We start from the raw sequence: 19,284 nt of genomic DNA on the forward strand, positions 1-19,284 counted from the left end.
ATTTATTAAATTAGTATACTCCTGAGAAGTTGTTACATAATATCGCTGAGCACCGGTTTTAGTTTCCACTGCACGGAAAAAATGCTTTTTCCCATGAAAATTAGTATATGAATATGGCATTTACTGACAACTAAAATGCACTCCTATTGAAATTGAGTAATTTATAATTCTTCTCAACTTTTAAAGTTGAGAATTTAAAGCAAGTAACCAGATTTTTATAAGCTTAAATCAGGAATTCTATTAACTGCCTCTACTTTCTTTTTGTCAATAATCTTCGCATAAACCTGAGTTGTTTTCAGGTTTTTATGCCCGAGTAATTTAGAAACCGTATAAATGTCTGTATCCATAGTCAATTGAAGAGTAGCAAAAGTATGTCTGGCACAATGAAAAGTTATTTGTTTAGTAATTCCTGCCTGTAACATCCATCGTTGTATTTTGATAGAGGTTCCTCCATTATACTTTAATCCATCAAAAATAGGAGTTTCAGCTTCGCCTTTTGTTCCTAACAATTCTCTGGCTTGATCAGAAATAGGCAGGGTTTCCACTCCTTTAGTTTTCTTTTGTGTAAATTGTAAATACCATCCCTGCTCATTAGAATGTTGAAGTTCTTTCCATTTCATTTTTAAGATATCCGATTTTCGTAAGCCAGTCAGGCAGCTAAAAATAAATGCTTTTTTCAGAATAGGATAGGAACAGGAGGTTTGGGAAGCTTTTTTTAATTCTTCAAGAGTCAGAAATTCTCGCTCTGTTTCTTCCTGTTGGATATGCTCTATATTATCACAGGGATTATGATCGATTAGTTTATCCTTATAGGCTCTTTTTAAAGCAGATCTGAATTTACTAAAATAAATGTGAGCTGTATTTGTTGATAGTGCATTACCATGATCAGAAATTTTTGCAGATTGAAGAAATTCTTTAAAACTTTCTACCCATTCTTTATCAATATCCTTGATTCTGATTTGCTGATTGCCAGTATAGGCTATTAGATATTTTAAGGTGCCGTTCCATACCCCATGAGCTCCTTTTTGGTTAATCTTCTTGTTAGTAAGCTCTCTAAAAAAGCTATAAAACTTCGTTCGGAACTCGTATCTTTATCTTTTATGAGATGAGAAAAATCATGATCTTCGTGCTGGAGTTGTAATAAGCGTTTGGAACGAATGCTTTCGGCCAGCAAAGAAATCTTTTTATTATGCTCTTTTTCTGATTTTGATTTGGGATTAGGGTAAAGGTATAATTTTAAGGCTTCTTTTTTACGCGTCTGTTTGGCTTTAGGTAAGTAATAATCTAAAAATAAACTTTGTCTCCCATCTTTTAATGTCTGCTTTCGTAAGGTTACATTCATAATATTCGTTTTTGTGCTTTTTGATTTCAAGAGTACAATTACGGCACAATAATAAGCAAAAAAGTACAAAAAACGATTAGTTTACTCAAAAATAGAGAAATCTAAAACCTCTGTAAAATACTATAAATACTAATATTTATGAATTTATTTTGTTTTGTTTTGAATTATGAATTTTTTGAAAAAAGAAAATTATATTTTTTTATATTTTAGCGAATAAGAAACATCAAGTATAGCAGAGCTACGGTTTGTTTTCATTCTGAAACTAAGGCGAAAAAAAGGCATTTTATTCCAGTAAATTCAAATGATAACTGGTATTATATAATGAGTACAGCTCGTGCTCTATTATATTTTTGTTTTTACTTTTTGCCAATTTATATCAGCTTTGCTTTTTAGTGTTTCTGCACCTTCTTCTACCCATTTAGTCAATGTGTTTACTCCCCAGGAGTTGTAAAATAAGTATAATTTACCATCTCTTATTTCATAAGTCTTTGGATTAATACTTACTTTTTCTCCATTAACTCCTAGCGCATATGCACAATATCCTCCATATTGCGGGATGAATTTTTCAGGATTGGATTTAAATTTATTCAGATTTTCTTTTGTTGCAAATTTATACTTTACATTGTCATGAGTGGCAACATACATGCTTTTTCCTTTGATAGCTTCATTGTCAAAATAAGAAATCACATCATACCCTTCTGCGATAAAACCTTTATTGGTATTATAGTCTATTTTTTGTGCTGTTAATACACTTGTTAGTCCAAAAAATAATATAATTAACAACTTTTTCATTTATTCTAATCATTTTATTAGTGCTCAATTTCAGTCGTAAAAAAACATAAGATATTACATTCTTGCAAGTTATTACAAAGAAGAAATAGAAGATGGAAATTTAGTAAAAAAAATGTTGGTATCGTGAATACAAGAAGTTCAAAATAATTTACTTAATATGGATCAATTATCTTTTTATGGAGGCTGTTTTGAGAATAAAAGTTGACAAAAAAACAAGACCTGTTGAGAATAAATTCTAACAGGTCTTGCTAACTAACCAATCAATTATTGAAAAAAACTTATCGTTATATGTCTATTTTTTTAAGAGACTTATTTTTATTATTTCTTTGGGTATTAGGTCGTAAAAAAAAGGTAAACATTACAGGATTAACATAATTATATGATTTTAATGATTTGTTATAAATCCTTTCTTTTCTAGATACTGTTTTTGAGCGTAAAAGTTGCATAAAAAACAGGACCTGTTGAGAATAAATTCTAACAGGTCTTGCAACTAACCAATCAATTATTGAAAAAAACTTATCGTTACATGTCTATTTTTAAGAGACTTATTTTTATTATTTCTTTGGGTATTAGGTCGTAAAAAAAGGTAAACATTACAGTATTAACATAATTATATGATTTTAATAATTTGTTATAAATCCTTTCTTTTCTAGATACTGTTTTTGAGCGTAAAAGTTGACAAAAAAACAAGACCTGTTGAGAATAAATTCTAACAGGTCTTGCTAACTAACCAATCAATTATTGAAAAAAACTTATCGTTATATGTCTATTTTTAAAAGACTTATTTTTATTATTTCTTTGAGTATTAGGTCGAAAAAAAAGGTAAGCATTACAGTATTAACATAATTATATGGTTTTAATAATTTGTTATAAATCCTTTCTTTTCTAGATACTGTTTTTGAGCGTAAAAGTTGCATAAAAAACAAGACCTGTTGAGAATAAATTCTAACAGGTCTTGCTAACTAACCAATCAATTATTGAAAAAAACTTATCGTTATATGTCTATTTTTAAAAGACTTATTTTTATTATTTCTTTGAGTATTGGGTCGAAAAAAAAAGGTAAGCATTACAGTATTAACATAATTATATGATTTTAATAATTTGTTATAAATCCTTTCTTTTCTAGATACTGTTTTTGAGTGTAAAAGTTGCATAAAAAACAAGACCTGTTGAGAATAAATTCTAACAGGTCTTGCTAAACTAACCAATCAATTATTGAAAAAAACTTATCGTTATATGTCTATTTTTAAAAGACTTATTTTTATTGTTTCTTTGAGTATTAGGTCATAAAAAAAGGTAAACATTGCAGTATTAACATAATTATATGATTTTAATGATTTGTTATAAAACCTATCTTTTTCTAGATGTTATTTTTGAGCGTAAAAGTTGCATAAAAAACAAGACCTGTTGAGAATAAATTCCAAACAGGTCTTGCTAAACTAACCAATCAATTATTGAAAAAACTTTATATATGCTATCCTTGATGATAGCGAAATTTATTATGCTCTTGAGTATTAGGTCGTAAAAAAAGATAAACATTACAACATTGGTGTAATAAAAAGATGTTTCTAACAAAGGCGATGTGTTAGGTATTAAGCGATAATAACTAATTATTAATTAATGAGTACGTTATTTATTTGGTAGATTACATAGCTTATAATGCCATCAAATTACACCCTCTTATATCACTATGATCAAATCTACCGAGAATTTCAAAACTATCATCCTTGTGTAGTTTGCCTAAATCCTGCGTAGCTATAAAAGAACAAGAATTTATATTAGCAAGATCTATAATATTAATTCCTCCAGTCTTACTTTTTGGTAGTGTTGTTAATGCGTCTTCTGGATCTCGTATAGAAACTTTCATCCAGGGAGGACAGTAGAAAAGGCCATTTCCTTTAGAATATGCTTGTGAGAGTAATTCTGTCATTCCATATTCGCTGTGGATTTGTGAAACTCCAAATCCGTTTTTTAGAATTTGATGTAATTCTGAACGAATCATTTCTTTTCTTCTTCCTTTCATGCCTCCTGTTTCCATAACAATTACGTTATCGTTCAGTTTAATTTTATAGTTTTCTACTATATTTAATAATGCAAAGGAGACTCCGATGAGTAATACTTTCTTGCGTTCTTTGAGTAGCTGTTGTAAGGTATCTATTAATATTTCTATTTCATTGAGATAGAAACCACTTTTGGGTTGTTTACTTTCTTTAATGAGTGTTTCAGTCATATATATTAAAGAAGAACCTTCTCTTTCTAAATAAGAAGGTAATAAAGCTAATATGGTGTATTCGGTTATATTACCATAAAAAAAACGAAATCCATCTCTAAAACTTTTTTCATAGATATGGAGATCAGTTATATAGTGTTTGCTGGGGATACTTCCTGTGGTGCCACTACTGGTAAAAACTTGTTGGATACTGACAGGAGAACTAGTTATTTTGTTTTGTTTAAAAAATGAGATAGGTAAGTATGGAATGCTATCAGTATTTTTTATAGAAGTTTTGGTAACTCCCAGAAGATTACAGAAACGTTGATAGAAAGAATTGTTTATGTATTGATGTTCAAATACCTGTATTGCAAAATTTTCAAAATCCTGTTCATTTTTAATGGTAAAAATAGTTTCTGAAAGCATAGATTTTCGATCCGATCAATTTTATATAAGCAAAGGTATAAAAAACACGTTCTTTTTTAGTAAGTGTAATCTATATTATAATGGCTGGTGATATCGAAAAATATAAATAGCTATATGCTTTCTAATACATTAAATAAAAGGAAAAACGCTGAAGAAAAGTATTTCTAATTAATAATTACTTTTTTTGTGAATGTTTCTTCTCCTATTTTAACACGTAATATATATACCCCAGAGAGTAAGGAGGAAATGTCGAGTTCTGTTGTAGTCATTACTTTAAACATAATTTTTTCTCCTAATACATTAAAAACAGTTACTGTCTTAGATTTTCCAGAAATAGAGGTGATATAAAGTTTCGTTCCTTTTACAGGATTAGGATAAATATCGATTCCTTCGATAGGATCTTTGATGTCTGATTGCCCCTTTACTTCAGAAGGATGCAATAGTCCGAAGACACCTATAAACAATAGTGATAAGTAGATTTTTTTCATAAAGTTATTCATTTGGGATGATAAAAATACAATATTTAATTAATAATTGAGTTAAGGGACACTTGTTTTATATGTTAAATCTCAGTGAAAATTAGTTTTTTGAAAAAAAATATGGTTTTACCATTGCCCTTATCCGTGTAATTGATCGTTTTGTAATTCAAAAAAAAAAGTTGATATTTGTTGCATTATGAAGTTATAAAGAATTATAAAACTTTTCTCAGAAATATCGGAGTCGGTATTTAATGTCTAATAAAGGCTTTTTTTAGACAAACACGGTTATTTCATTTTTTTCAATACATAATTCTTTACAACCATGACACAAAATAACCTTACACTTACCAAACTATTTTCATATTTTAAAATAGCCGTTACTGGCAAAGAACAGGATTTCACTTCTGGTAGTATACGCAAAGCTATTTTTATGCTTTCAATCCCAATGATTCTGGAAATGATGATGGAGTCTATTTTTGCATTGGCAGATGCTTATTTCGTTTCTAGTCTCGGATCCAATGCAATTGCTACAGTAGGCTTAACAGAATCAGTGCTTACCTTAATTTATGCAATTGCAATTGGGCTCAGTATGGGAGTCACAGCAATTGTTGCGCGTAGAGTGGGCGAAAAAGATATTAATGGAGCATCCCAAGCAGCGGTACAAGCTATATTTTTAGGAATTTCTATAGCCATGATTATTAGTGCTCTCGGATTTTTTTTTCCTAAAGAAATTCTTACACTTATGGGAGCGGCGCCTGATTTGATCGCAGATGGATATAGATATACTCAAGTATTACTGGGAGGTAATATGACAATCATGTTATTATTTTTGATTAATGCTATTTTTCGTGGAGCTGGCGATGCTTCTGTCGCAATGAAGGTATTGATTGTCTCAAATGTCCTAAATATTATACTAGACCCTCTATTTATTTTTGGCTTTGGTCCAATTCCCGCCTTTGGAGTACAAGGAGCGGCAATAGCTACTACTATTGGTAGAGGAACTGCCGTTATTTTACAACTGGTCATTCTCTTTTATGGCTGGAGTAAAATAAAAATTGCGTTAAAGGATATTACTTTGCGAGTCGCTGTTATGATCAATTTAATCAAGGTATCTCTGGGAGGAATCGGTCAGTTCATTATAGGTACTTCTAGCTGGGTATTCTTAATGCGTATTATGGCAGAGTTTGGGAGTGAAGTATTAGCAGGATATACAATTGCAATCCGGGTATTGATGTTTACGCTAATGCCTTCCTGGGGCATGAGTAATGCTGCAGCTACATTGGTAGGTCAAAATCTGGGAGCAGGCAAACCCGATCGGGCAGAGCAATCCGTATGGAAAACGGGAAAGTACAATGCTTATTTTATGCTAGTAGTCTCGGTACTTTATCTGATTTTTGCAGAAGTAATTATTAAGGTTTTTAGTGATGAACCAGAAGTTGTAACTTACGGAGCGCTAAGCTTACGGGTAATTGCTGCAGGATATGTGTTTTATGCTTACGGGATGGTAATTATACAATCTTTTAACGGAGCAGGGGATACCAAGACTCCTACAGTTATTAACTTTTTTTGTTTTTGGATTTTCCAGCTTCCTTTTGCGTATTTAGCAGCCATCGTATTTGATTGGGGTGCCATGGGCGTATTTGTGGCAATTACCTTAGCGGAGGTTTTAATTGCTGCGATTGGCATCATCTGGTTTAGAAAAGGAAATTGGAAGGAAGTCAAAGTCTAGAAGAAGTACGGGAGCCCCTTTAAAGATTGCTTTTTCAGTAGTTTATTAAGTTTGGCACGGCAATTGTAATTAGTATATAAGACATACTAAAAATCACAAATATGAAAACTAATAGAAATATATTCGGCTTTAAGTTATTATCTTTTTTACACTTTATAAAAGAGCTTCCAGCTTCTTGTGCTTATGCAATTCATAGATAATATAGCTAGATAAAATAAACACCTATATAAGCGAGATGTTATCCATCTCGCTTTTTTATTGCTCATCCTGAGATACTACTATTTGTATCTTATACGATCTGAGAACTGGTACTATAATTTAAACAACAATTGGATTACTATTACTACTCAAAATTAGTTTACTCCTCTTTGATGTGTTTATAACGATTAAACCGTTATTTTTTTACTTTAAAAGCATACCAGGGGTAGGGTTATACCTATCCTGAAGCGTTATATATAAAAAAAACGTGTTATGATATTTTCAAAGAAATTTTTTAGAATAAGCCTACAATCTATTATTAGTTTTATAAAAGAGTTACCTACAGCTTCATCCAATGCAATACATAGATGATAGTGTAGTTGAGTTTGTTAATCGTAGAAGTAAAAAGCGAGGTGTTATCATCTCGCTTTTTTAGTTTTTGCATTAAAGAATAACAGTGCAAAAACACCCTCAACCGAAGGTGTTTTTTATACTATTTAACTATTCAAATTTAAGTTTGATTATTGTGACTAGTAGTCGAATCAAAGAATTTAGGATAAGATATTATTAATTAGTCAGAATAGCTATAATCTCTACAATTCGTAATGTTAATAGGTGCTGATTTTACGCATCCATTATAATATGCATCTACGGTGCCAATAGTATTATAATGATTTACTTGACCTTCTGGATCCCTGAGCCTAACCTTACAGGAATATTTACTTGTGCTAACTATTTCTATTTCACTAGTAGTAATTTCCCATCTTGTAGCTCCGTTTAGAGAACCAACACCAGTTAACCAAACATTATATTCAATAGGGTCACCGTGGCGATCAAATCCGCACTCTTGAAAAAAACCATTTAGAATTCCTGGGCATGAATCTTTGTCTTGATCTGGATTATGGGTTATCTGCTTTGTTTCTAGTTGTAGATCTGTGGAATCGTCATTTTTAGTACACGATATGGCTAAAATAGTTGCTAATAAAAAAATGATTTTTTTCATCATAAATAAGTTTTAAGTTTACTTATAATAAAATTACTGCTATTACAACCCTGAAAGGAAAAATTATCTTTAATAAATGATTACGAAATACTATGTATTCCTATAACTATTGAACGTTGATTATAATTTTCTCCTTTTTATCCAGTACATTTCTCAAATGAAATTACCTACTAAAATCATGGCTTTTTATTTGAGTATTTTAGGAAGTATACTGGGAATAAGTGAACAATGATCCTTTATTAAGATGCTCTTTGTTATTGTCCTAAGAGAGGAGTAAATTATTTGTTAACTAAAATTAGAAAACCGCCTCAAAAAATGAGACGGTCTTTTTTATTGTTAAGATTTTATATCTGATTAGTTTTTATAGAGAAGTTGCCCAGGAAAAATCAGCTGCTACCGCTGTAGAAGTACTATATGTTGTAGTCTCTAAAGCATCAGCACCATCTATTTGTAAATTAGAAGCAGGAGCACTATCTCTGAAATCAAATTGAGTATTGAAACCTGTTAAAGTAAGCCCATCAATAGTAGCTCCGGAATTATTTTTAATCTGAATTCCAGTCCCTCCAGTAGTTGATACTGCTGTGAAATTTTTTAATGTTGGATTACCATTTACTCCATCTGCTTCGATAGCAGTAGAAAAATCTGATATTGTAATGTTTACATACGCATTAGAAAGTGTTCCATTCCAACCTTCAGTCCAATCTACAGCATCATCCTCAAGATTCTCAGCATAAAAATTAGTTACATTTACAGTCCCTCCAAAAAATTCAACACCATCATCAGAGCCTCCGATAACTGCGACGTTGGTAATCGTTGTTTCATTACCTACAGCATACAGTGTTAAACCGTTAAACTGTGAATCTGCATTAATTTGAGCTCCGGTATTTTTTAGAATTAGGTAGTTGATGGTGCCAGAATTATCTGCATCATTGTTTCCTCCATAAATAAGACCACCTACTTCTGCGATAGCATCAACACCTTCAGTAGTGGTAGCATTACCACAAATAAGTAATCCGCCCCAGGCTTCACCATCGTTTGATTCCATTACAACAGGATTATCCATAGTTCCTTCTATGTTGATAGATGCCCCTTTTAATACGGCTATATAATTTGCGGTTCCTGATTCAGATACAATTTTAGTGCCAGCAGGAATAGTTAAAGTAGCATTATTACTGACTAAAACGGGTCCGCTTACCTCATATTCAATAGAAGCGTCAAGAGTAAGGTCACTAGAAATGTTTGCTGGAAGTTTAGTATCAGAACCACTTCCTGCATTTATTATCCAGGCAAACATACTAGCGTTTGTTGAAGAAGTACTAAATACGGCGTCATCAGCTATGTTCGAATCTGCACCATCAATTTGTAGATTAGAAGCAGGAGCACCATCAGCAAAGTCAATAGATTCAGAAAAACCAGTTAATGTTAAACCATTAATAGTCGTTCCCGAATTATTCTTAATTTGAATAGCTTTACCACCTGTTGATGAGATTGCAGTAAAATTGACAAGAGTTGGATTGTTATTAACACCATCTGCTTCGATAGCAGTAGAGAAATTTGAGATTGTATTGATTACATATCCGTTTGTCAGGGTTCCGCTCCAGCCTTCGGTCCAATCTACGGCATCATCCTCGTTATTTTCGAGATATATATTAGTAACAGACACGGTTCCACCAAAAAACTCAATACCATCGTCTGTACCATTGATGATACCAACATTATCGATCGTAGTTCCAGAGCCTACGGCATACAGCGTAAGACCATTGAATTGCGAGCTTGCAATGATTTGTGCACCAGCATCTCTGATGATTAAATAATCAATATTACCAGAACTGTCAGTGTCATTAGTCCCTCCATAGATAAGACCACCTACTTCTGCGCTTGCATCAGTCCCTTCTGTAGTAGTAGCATCACCACAAATAAGTAATCCACCCCAAGATCCTGCCTGACCGTTGGAACGCATAATTACCGGATTAGTAGCTGTCCCTTGAATATCAATATCACCCCCTTTTAGTACTGCAATATAATTATCTACACCAACTTCTGATACGATTTCGGTACCTGCAGGTATGGTAAGGGTAACTCCTGATGCAACATTTACAGCTCCCGTAATTTTATATTGAATACTAGCGTCTAATGTACGGTCTTCATTAATAATACCAGAAAGCTCCGTTTCATTACCTGTGCCAGGGCCAATTATGATATCGTCATCATCGCCGCAGGATATAAAAAGTAATCCTGTAACAAATACAAAGCTTAATAATTTACTTAAAGTTTTCATCATTGTTTATATTTAATTAAAAAAGTTTTAAAATTTATAATTAATACTCAAAGAGGTTTCTATCCCGGTAGAATACGATAATATGGCGCTATCAAATTGATTTCCACTTACCACTTCTTGAATAAATTGTGTTCTCTCAATAGTTGGATTTAATAAGTTTTTTGCTGTCAGCCCTATGTTCCAGTGGTTGTTTATTTCTTTATTAACAATAAAGTCTAATGCCACAAAACCTCGCTCTATAATTTCACCATTAAAAAAAACATCCGGTTGTTGTTGGTTTCGGGGAGCTCCTAATGCAAAGATTTTATCTGATGCATAATTCCCTGCGAGCGTAAGTTCGTATGGAGACTTATCACCTGAGTTAAAAGTTAATGATAGGTTAGTAATCCAATCAGATGCTCCTTCTAGTCCAATTTCAGTTCTATCGCCATATTTAAAAGTTTGCTCAAGAGTTCCATCGGCTCTAAAAACGTCTTTTAAATCTTGTACATGATCCAGATAAGAAATATTACCACTAAGTCTGAGGTTAGCATGTGATTCCCGTTTTTCTATAAGATATACTCTTCCTTCGAGTTCAAACCCTAGAATACGAGCTCGATCACCTGTATTAAAATATGAGAAAACACCTTCTCCTCCTCTCTGTAGACCACGATTTATAGGATCTTCTATTCTTTTGTAAAAAGTACTAAAGGATAGTAATTCATCATTTTCTGGAAAAAACTCTAACTTAAAATCTATATTGTAATTTTGAGATCTTTCTACGTTAGGGTTCCCTTGAAATACTTGTCCGACCTGAGAAACGTATTGGAAAGGAGCAATCTCTTTGAACTCTGGTAACGTTTGACCTACGCTTCCAGAAAGTCGAAATGCTAACTTGTTATTTACCTCATATTTTAAGTTAACATATGGATATATGTTATCGTACTCCTTGTTTGAGGCACCTATTCTTGCCTGTCCAGTTTGAGTGTTAACAAAATTTCCAACATCGAATTTGACATCAATTTGATCTTTTTGATAACGAAGACCAACCTGAGCCGTAAGTTGGTTAAATTTTCCAGTAAAATTAGCATGACCTGAATAAGAAAGAAGTTCAGCATCATAGACATCTAATGGTTGCGTATTGAGCTGTAGCAATCCATTATTAAAATTTTCTTGTGTGAAGATGTCATCTATTGCATCTATAGAGGTTGGATTGATATCAGCAGTATTTCCTTCTTCGACACCAAAAAATTGAGATAAAAAATCTCTGGTTTTATTTCTGAAATCTCCTCCAATATGTAAGACAAAAATATTTTCTTCGTCTGTATTTTGTTTAAGAATCCATTGGTCAGAAATTCTTGCATTAATTTCTTGATCTGTAATTTCTTGTACGGATTTTCTTTGTTGAAAACCACCTGTAAAACCAAGTTCGACAATACCATCCTCGTTCTCAGGTGTGTTAGGATCATCGTTAAGAATGTTTACCTCATTACGAATTCTATTCGGTTCGTTAGCAATCAGGTAATTAAACCCTGCAGCCCATTCTAATGTGTTCTTTTCAGAAATAGTATGCTCTCCGATAAGCTGTGTGACTGATAAAAGTGTGTTTTTTATATTTTGATCTCTGATGAACTGAGAGCCTTCTTCAATATTGTCTAATTCTTCAAAGATTTCTGTTGTACCTTCTCGTCCAGCTTCCAGAGTCTCTTCAAAAACTTTGTGAATAGCAAAAGTGTTGAAAGATAATTTATTACTACTGTTAATTTTGTACTGGCTATGTAACATCGCAGTTGAATTAACAGTTCGCAACCAGCGTCTTAGATCATTAGAAGGTACAAAATCCCGAAGATTTCCCTGATCATATTCTCTGAATAAACCTGCTCTGTATTCGTGGTCGATAGATTGACCACCACTAAAATAAATTTTGAAATTTCTTTGCTCACCTAATGTCCATCCGATATTAAAACCAAATCCATAATTGATGGGAGTAGAAATTTCTGTTGGATTCCAGGATTGTTCTGTCAAAGCATTGACAAGATTACCAGCATTGAACGCACGACTATAAATTCCTAAAGAAATAGCTTCGTTATTCGCGGTGGTTTTAAAGTTGTTAAAAATATCGTTATCACCAACATTAGAGTTTACACCACTGCTAACACTTACACCAATGTCTTTTGTTTTCGTAACTATTTTAGAGACAATATCAATATTTCCGGAAGCAAGATCAGCCGAATTCGTAGGAGAAAAGGTTTTGCTTATCGAAACATTTCCTATAAACCTTGATGGGAATAGCTCTAAATTAATATTTTTTTTATCTATGTTATCTGATGGTATTGGTAATCCATTAAGAGTTGTACTTAAATAACGATCCCCCAGACCACGTACATAGATATCACCGGATCCTTCTGTTTTAGAAACACCGGATATTTTTGTTGTTGCAGCCGAAGCATTTGAAACTCCAAGCCTTGTTAACTGTTCAGCTCCTATGCTTTCCTTAATTTGAACTGCATTCTTCTGTTCTAATAAAAGCGCTTCTTCTCTTTCTCTATTCGTTTGTACTTTGATTATTACCTCTTCTAATGCGGCAGCAGTAGCACCAAGTGCTGTGTCAATAACTGTTACTTTATCCGGCTCTACAATAATTTCTGCTATACGAAGTGTTTCATAGCCTGTAAAACTAAGTTCTAATGTGTAAGTTCCCGGGGCAACGTTGGGGATTTCATATTTTCCATCAAAGTCTGTTGATGTTCCCGTGGAGGTACCCACGATAAGAATGTTGGCAAAGGGTAATGGTTGGTTGTTGTTTTCCTTGTCTACTACTGTTCCGGCAATGGAGCCAGTTTCTTGTGCAAAATTTAATCCAAGATAAAACAGGGCAATAACTGTAAAAAGTTTTTTCATTTTGTAGTCATAATATCTGATACAAATAAATACGGTTTTACAGTAAAACATCTTACCCCAGCATTATGCTTAGTTTAAGGGATTGTAATTTTACCCATGTATTAAAAAAGTAGAATTTTACTATGTAGTGATCATTTTTCTAAGACGGTTTTTGTAATTGTGATGCTCTGGATACTATGCGGTTACCTTGTAGTTAACGTTTTTTTAACTTATGAAAGAAGGATGTTTTAGTATCAGTAGTACATTAAAATTCGGATTTTGGTAGTTTTAGAAAATATTATCAAAATATTAGGATATGGTTAAATCAGCTAGATTATTATTAATTGTCTTAACAGCTAGATATTCTTATGCTAAGGAAAGAATTAGTTTTTTAGAGTTTTTAGCGTAGTAACCTCAGTTTTATAAACCAATGCCCTTTCTGATGTAAAATTACCTATTAAAACTCACTCTTTTTTTGTTTATAGTTCCAAAATAAAAAGAAGCCGCAGGTATGACGATATCTTAATTTTCTTTTTTGTCTAAACAAGAAATTACTGCTTTTTATTTGAACATTTCTAAGAAGTAAGAAAATTGGATCTCTCTCTTTATGTTTTCATTTTTTAAATACTGGATCTGCTAAACTTTCTTGCATTGCGTATTTTGTGGGCTTATCCTGAAGGTTGTTCTAGTAAATTGAAATGGTATTATTTGCTAAAAAAAGAGAAGGCTGAAGAAAAACATCATTGTTTGTTGGATACAAATGAATTTCCAGCCTTCTACGAACACGTTTTTTTATATCTATTTGCTAACTTGTGTTCGATAAGGAAGCGAATGGATTTGGCTACTCTAATTTTTGATTAAAAACTCGATTACAAATAAATGCAGTTCTATTATATTGTGTTTTAACATAGTATTATACTTAGATTAAGAGAATGTAATTTTTTTCAGAATAAATAATAGTATTTATTCTGAAATACATTTTTTATGGAACGAACTTATTTCTCTAAATTCAAAGAATAAAAATTGTTAGCTAGCTTTCTATAAGCTGCAAGTGCTATGCTTAGAGTATGTTTAAAAAGAATACAAATTGAAAATCAATAGTTTGAGATTCTGAGGACACTTCAAATGATGAAAATATCGAGATGTTTTAATTATTTGAAGTAAGCTCACGGTTCTTAAAATATTTGTTTTCAGGAAGTAAGGTTTTTAAACAAGCTCTTATACGATTTGTGATTAAAAAATTCGTATAAATTCATTGAATTATTTTTTCTTTATGCAAGGCAAAAAAATCAAGCATAGCTATAGCTACGGTTTATTTTTTAAACGAAGTAGAAAGGAAAAAGAAACGATGAATATGCGAAATTTTTAGTTATAAATCGTATTATATAGGAAACTCCTTGATAGTCATTATCAAGGAGTTTTATAAAAAGTAGTAATACACCTGTTTTTCTTACAGACGAGTCCAACCAGCAGTCCAGGTATCGCCCTCCTGTAAAGCTCCTACATAATTAGCAGCGGTGAAGAATGTACCTAATGTAGAAGGATCAAAGTTATCTACTCCATCTTCTGCCACAGTATATCCGTAAGTTCCTGTAAAACCATTAATTCCGAATTCACTTGGGATTGTAGTTCCTATATTATTAAAAGGACTTCCTGAACCATCAAGAGTAAAATTATTAAATAATGAAAAATCTGCTAAATCAACTGTGGCAATATCTTCGTGATCTAAATCAAAAGAATTTACATTATCTATAATAGAATTTCTTACAATTATTTCATTATTGTTCAAGTTCATTAAAGTTTGGTCATCATCAACCTCAATTCCTTTTCCTGGGAAAGCTTTGATAATTGTGTTATATATAGATACCTTGGTACCTGCTCTAAACTCTATTCCTTTATTTTCGCCATCACCATCTTCTGCACCAATTAGAGTAATGTTGGATAAAGTTGGGTTAGAGAAAGGTGTAGCCCCTGGATTATCAGAAAAATTATCTGCTTCGATACCCTTGTCTCCAGCAACAGAAGTTTGTTGAGCTATCCAGAATTGCCCGTTTCCTACCCAGCCATCTGTCCAGTCAAAAGAATCATCTCCAGCACCGGTTACTACTGCATATTTTAGGTTGACAGTTCCTCCAAAAAATTCAATACCATCATCATTCCCATTAAAAGCTTGTATATACTCTATGGTAGTACCATTTCCTACGCCATATAAAGAAAGTCCATTGTATTCGGCATCATCATTAATTTTTCCACCTGTGTATTCTAAACGTACATACCGTAGGATTCCTGAGCTATCAGAAGGATCAGTTCCACCATATGTAAGATTTGCAACTTCTGTAGTGGCAGTAGTTTCTCTGTTAATAGGCGCTCTACCTGCTAATAGCAATCCACCCCAATCTCCTGGATTTGGTGTAGATTTATTAGATGTAAATACGATCGGTTGACTGGCAGTTCCTTCTGCCAGAATCGTTGCTCCCTGCTCTATAGCTAAATAAGAGAATACGCCACCAACATCACCAGCAATAATTCTGGTTCCTGCTTCTATAGTTAGTGTTACACCATCTACAACAGATACTCCTCCTCTTAGTTCATATGTTTCGCTGACAGATAAAGTTCTGTCTTCTGTAATTTTCCCTTCGAGAACAATTGCTCCCGATTCAACACCGGTTCCTCCTTGGTTGATGATTACATCACCAATATTATCTTCCTGGATGGTACACGCACCAAATAAGATTGCTGTACTCAAAACTATCCCTGTTAATAAATTTTTAGTTTTCATTTTTTATATTAATTGTGTTCGTATTTTTTTAAAGTTTAAATGTTACACCAAGACTCAGGTTGATACCATTATCAAAATCGTAGGTGGTGAATTCCTGATTTAAGTTTTCCTGGTCTTGAAATCTCGTTACAGAAGGATTTAATAGGTTTTTAGCTTTAAAACTGATCTCTATATTTTTTCCGATTTCATCTTTAAAATTAAAGTTCAGAGTGCCAAACCCTTTTTCAAAAATATCTCCTCTACCATTACTACCCGCTGCATAAATTCTATTTCCAAAAATATTAAAGTCTAATGCAGAAGTAATTTTATGATTCTTGATTTTCTTTGTATACGCTATATCTGCATTTATTAAAAATGGTGATGCCCCCTGTAATCTGCGTTCTTTATTCGTAGGCGCAATATTTACTCCGTTGATTTGAAGATTCTCATCTATTTCCACTTTAGAATACATTAGAGTAGTATTGATTCCAAAATTAAGATCATTCCAAGTGGTTTCTTCAACTTTGAAAAGGTTACCAAGATTTTTTCTGTACTCCAATTCCAGACCAAATACGGTAGCATTCGAAGTATTACCAAAAGATATAAAGTTTGAAGCAGAAGCTAATCCTATTTTTTCAATAGGCTTATCTATATATTTACCAAATATCGTTGCACTTACTAGCTCACCTGATTGTTCTGGGAAATATTCCCATTTGATATCTACATTATAATTATCAGAATTTTTAAGTTCTGGATTCCCCAGGGTGGATTCTGTTACGTCTTCGTCAAGAAAAGGAGCTACCTCAGTAAACTTTGGTAAAGTAACAGTTTTACTGGCGGCAAATCTTAAATTGGATTTTTCATTCAGTGCATATTTTAGACCAAGGCTTGGTAAAATAAATGTTTCATCCAATACACTGTTTCTAAAAGGACTTGTTTCCAGATCCTGTTGAAGTCTGAAGAATATATTTTGTTCAAATATTTCAGTTCTTAAACCACCATTGAAGATTAACTTTTCTCCTAAAGCATATTGTAAATTAGCATATCCTCCAAAGTTTGTAAAATCAGCTTCATATATTCGAGTAGAATTTAGGTTTTCTAATACAATGTATTGACCAGCAAGGAAGTTTTCTTCATTTAATAATGCGTCCGGATTGTTAAAATCTACAGTAAGGTTATTGAGGTTATTGAGATTATAGTTTAATTGATTTGCTTCAAACTCTCTATCTTTTGCCCTAAAAAAAGTACCGATAGTGACTTTATGTTTGAAACGATCCTCTTCATCTTTTCCAAAATTGATATCAAAATCTATTTTTCCGGAATAATCATTTTCGTTCAATTCTTGGTAGAAACGTTGATTATTTGCAAAATCCGGACTGGTTGCATCACCAAGAATTAGATTGCCATTAGATAATTCGGTAAAAATTAATTGACGTCTATCTGGTATGAGTCCTTGCGCTTTATTATAGGCAGCTCCCCAGTTTAGTTCATATTTGTTTTCTGTAAATCTATGTTCTCCTGTTAGTTGTTGCGTGAATAAGTTATTCTGCTCATACGTCCCTCTTCTGATCCTGATAAATACATCTGTATCTTCACTACTACGACCTCTCAGCTCTCTTAATTCATCTTGGGTGTCATTTACATATAAAGTAGTAGAAAGAATTTTATTATTACTATTCCATCGATACCCTAAACTATTAAGTATAGTCGTGTTTGTTTTATATTTATAGCGATCAACATTTTCAAAGAAACCAATTCCTACGACAGATTCCCCCTGTGAATTATAAGCAGCTTCTAAACCATTTAATGCTGTTTTGTGACCTTGGCTAAATGACCCTGTAAAAAGAACATCTAATTTCTGAGGACTGTCTTCCCCCAAGGTAAATGTTTTTCCGCCTGTAATACTAGCTCCTCCATCCGGAGCATTAAATCTCTTTTGAGGGTTAAAAGAAGTATCAAAAGGGAAGTAATCTATTTCTGTGCTATTATAATTATAGTTTGGGATATCCAGAAAGATAGGAACTCTTCTGGATCCATCGTCTAATCCCCATTGGTCATACTGACCTCCGTTGAGTAAAAAGAAATCGTTGCCAATAGCATTGGTATTTGCCCCAGAGCTAAAACCAACTTCTAAGAAACCTTTTCCAGGACGATCCTTCGTGTCGATATTAACACTTGCTCCTGCAAAATCCCCATAAATATCAGGAGAATATGTTTTGTAGATACCTAAATTTTCCACAATATCAGTTGGGAAGATTCCTAAATCAATCAACTTTAACTTAGGATTGAGCGAAGGAATCGGTAATCCATTAAGATATGCATTGTTATAGCGATCTCCTAAACCACGAACGTATAATTTATCACTTTGTCTGGAAATACCTGTTGCTTTTGTTAATCCTGTGGCAACATCACTTACTCCTTTTTTTGAAAGTTCTTGTGCTCCAATCTTTTGCTGTATTGTAACAGCATTTTTCTGTTCTAATAAAATAGCAGCTTCTGATTCTTTCTTAACCGTAGTTTTGATAACTACTTCATCTAATGCAGCTGCACTTGCGCCAATAGATGCGTTGACGGTTATAGTCTGATTGGCAGTAACTACCACTTCTTTTTCTAGCGTCTCATACCCTACAAAACTAAATTCTATAATATAGGTTCCTGGTTCTAAGTTCTCAATGGTGTATAACCCATCGAAATCCGTAGTGGTTCCTTTTGAAGTTCCTTTGATTAATACATTGGCAAAGGGTAAAGGCTGGTCATTTGCTTCTTTATCAAGCAAGGTACCAGCAATGGTTCCGGTTTCTTGTGCACTAATTATTCCAACAATAAATAGTGTACAGAGAATCACAATTTTTCTCATGTAACGTGTTCTAAATTTGGTGCAAATAACGACAGCTATTATTACCTGTGTGTTACTGATAAATTAAATAAGGGTAATGATAATGTTATATAATTGTTATGTAGCATAGTGAAGTACGATGCTTTAATAAAAGAGAATACATAGTATGTATAGCAAAACATGAAATAATTGAGACTACTTTAGTGTTGAATTAGCTCATAAGAAAAGAAAGTGTTTTTGTCCTGGACAAAAAACAAAAAATCGGTCTAGTCTTAGTCGCACTCAATCTTTTTTTGAAGTAGCAGGTGAAAGTATTCTATTTTATTAAGGGGATTTAGGTTAGAATTGTAGAAGGTTTTAAGGAGCCTTGTTTGA

The 19,284-nt window shown here is 32.8% G+C and carries 11 protein-coding genes; 1 reads left to right on the forward strand and 10 read right to left on the reverse strand.

Features of this window, described 5'->3' with window-relative positions; translation table 11 throughout:
- Positions 1-215: 215 nt before the first annotated feature.
- The 5 genes from F0000_RS17395 to F0000_RS17410 all read right to left on the reverse strand — a co-directional run bounded on the left by F0000_RS17395 (position 216) and on the right by F0000_RS17410 (position 5,257).
- Entirely contained in the window at positions 216-1,034 is an 819-nt protein-coding gene (locus F0000_RS17395; protein ID WP_255452789.1) for a site-specific integrase, read from the reverse strand.
- Positions 992-1,342, reverse strand: a complete 351-nt coding sequence (locus F0000_RS28325; RefSeq protein ID WP_255452784.1) for an Arm DNA-binding domain-containing protein — start codon at positions 1,340-1,342, stop codon at positions 992-994. The genes F0000_RS17395 and F0000_RS28325 overlap by 43 nt, the downstream gene beginning before the upstream one ends.
- Before the next feature lie 342 nt (positions 1,343-1,684).
- Complete coding sequence (locus F0000_RS17400; protein WP_149626008.1) at positions 1,685-2,134, reverse strand: YHS domain-containing (seleno)protein; 450 nt, start codon at positions 2,132-2,134, stop codon at positions 1,685-1,687.
- A 1,654-nt stretch (positions 2,135-3,788) separates the two neighbouring features.
- Positions 3,789-4,769: an acyl transferase gene (locus F0000_RS17405; protein WP_149626009.1), complete on the reverse strand. Its 981-nt coding sequence runs from the start codon at positions 4,767-4,769 to the stop codon at positions 3,789-3,791.
- A gap of 164 nt (positions 4,770-4,933) precedes the next feature.
- Positions 4,934-5,257, reverse strand: a complete 324-nt coding sequence (locus F0000_RS17410; protein WP_188112164.1) for a T9SS type A sorting domain-containing protein — start codon at positions 5,255-5,257, stop codon at positions 4,934-4,936.
- A gap of 313 nt (positions 5,258-5,570) precedes the next feature.
- Here F0000_RS17410 and F0000_RS17415 point away from each other — a divergent pair, with 313 nt between their 5' ends.
- A complete protein-coding gene (locus F0000_RS17415; RefSeq protein ID WP_149626011.1) occupies positions 5,571-6,977 on the forward strand; it encodes an MATE family efflux transporter in 1,407 nt (468 codons plus the stop codon).
- Positions 6,978-7,746: 769 nt separating this feature from the next.
- Here F0000_RS17415 and F0000_RS17420 read toward each other — a convergent pair.
- The 5 genes from F0000_RS17420 to F0000_RS17440 all read right to left on the reverse strand — a co-directional run bounded on the left by F0000_RS17420 (position 7,747) and on the right by F0000_RS17440 (position 18,930).
- Complete coding sequence (locus F0000_RS17420; RefSeq protein ID WP_149626012.1) at positions 7,747-8,178, reverse strand: hypothetical protein; 432 nt, start codon at positions 8,176-8,178, stop codon at positions 7,747-7,749.
- A 361-nt stretch (positions 8,179-8,539) separates the two neighbouring features.
- Positions 8,540-10,456 (reverse strand): hypothetical protein, encoded by a 1,917-nt coding sequence (locus F0000_RS17425; RefSeq protein WP_149626013.1) that lies wholly within the window; start codon positions 10,454-10,456, stop codon positions 8,540-8,542.
- A 27-nt stretch (positions 10,457-10,483) separates the two neighbouring features.
- Positions 10,484-13,336, reverse strand: a complete 2,853-nt coding sequence (locus F0000_RS17430) for a TonB-dependent receptor (RefSeq protein WP_149626014.1) — start codon at positions 13,334-13,336, stop codon at positions 10,484-10,486.
- A gap of 1,429 nt (positions 13,337-14,765) precedes the next feature.
- Positions 14,766-16,094 (reverse strand): hypothetical protein, encoded by a 1,329-nt coding sequence (locus tag F0000_RS17435; RefSeq protein ID WP_149626015.1) that lies wholly within the window; start codon positions 16,092-16,094, stop codon positions 14,766-14,768.
- Between the two features lie 28 nt (positions 16,095-16,122).
- Positions 16,123-18,930, reverse strand: coding sequence for a TonB-dependent receptor (locus F0000_RS17440; RefSeq protein WP_149626016.1), 2,808 nt, complete (start codon positions 18,928-18,930; stop codon positions 16,123-16,125).
- Positions 18,931-19,284: the final 354 nt, after the last annotated feature.

It is taken from the genome of Aquimarina sp. RZ0 (assembly GCF_008370685.1).
Classification (GTDB): domain Bacteria; phylum Bacteroidota; class Bacteroidia; order Flavobacteriales; family Flavobacteriaceae; genus Aquimarina.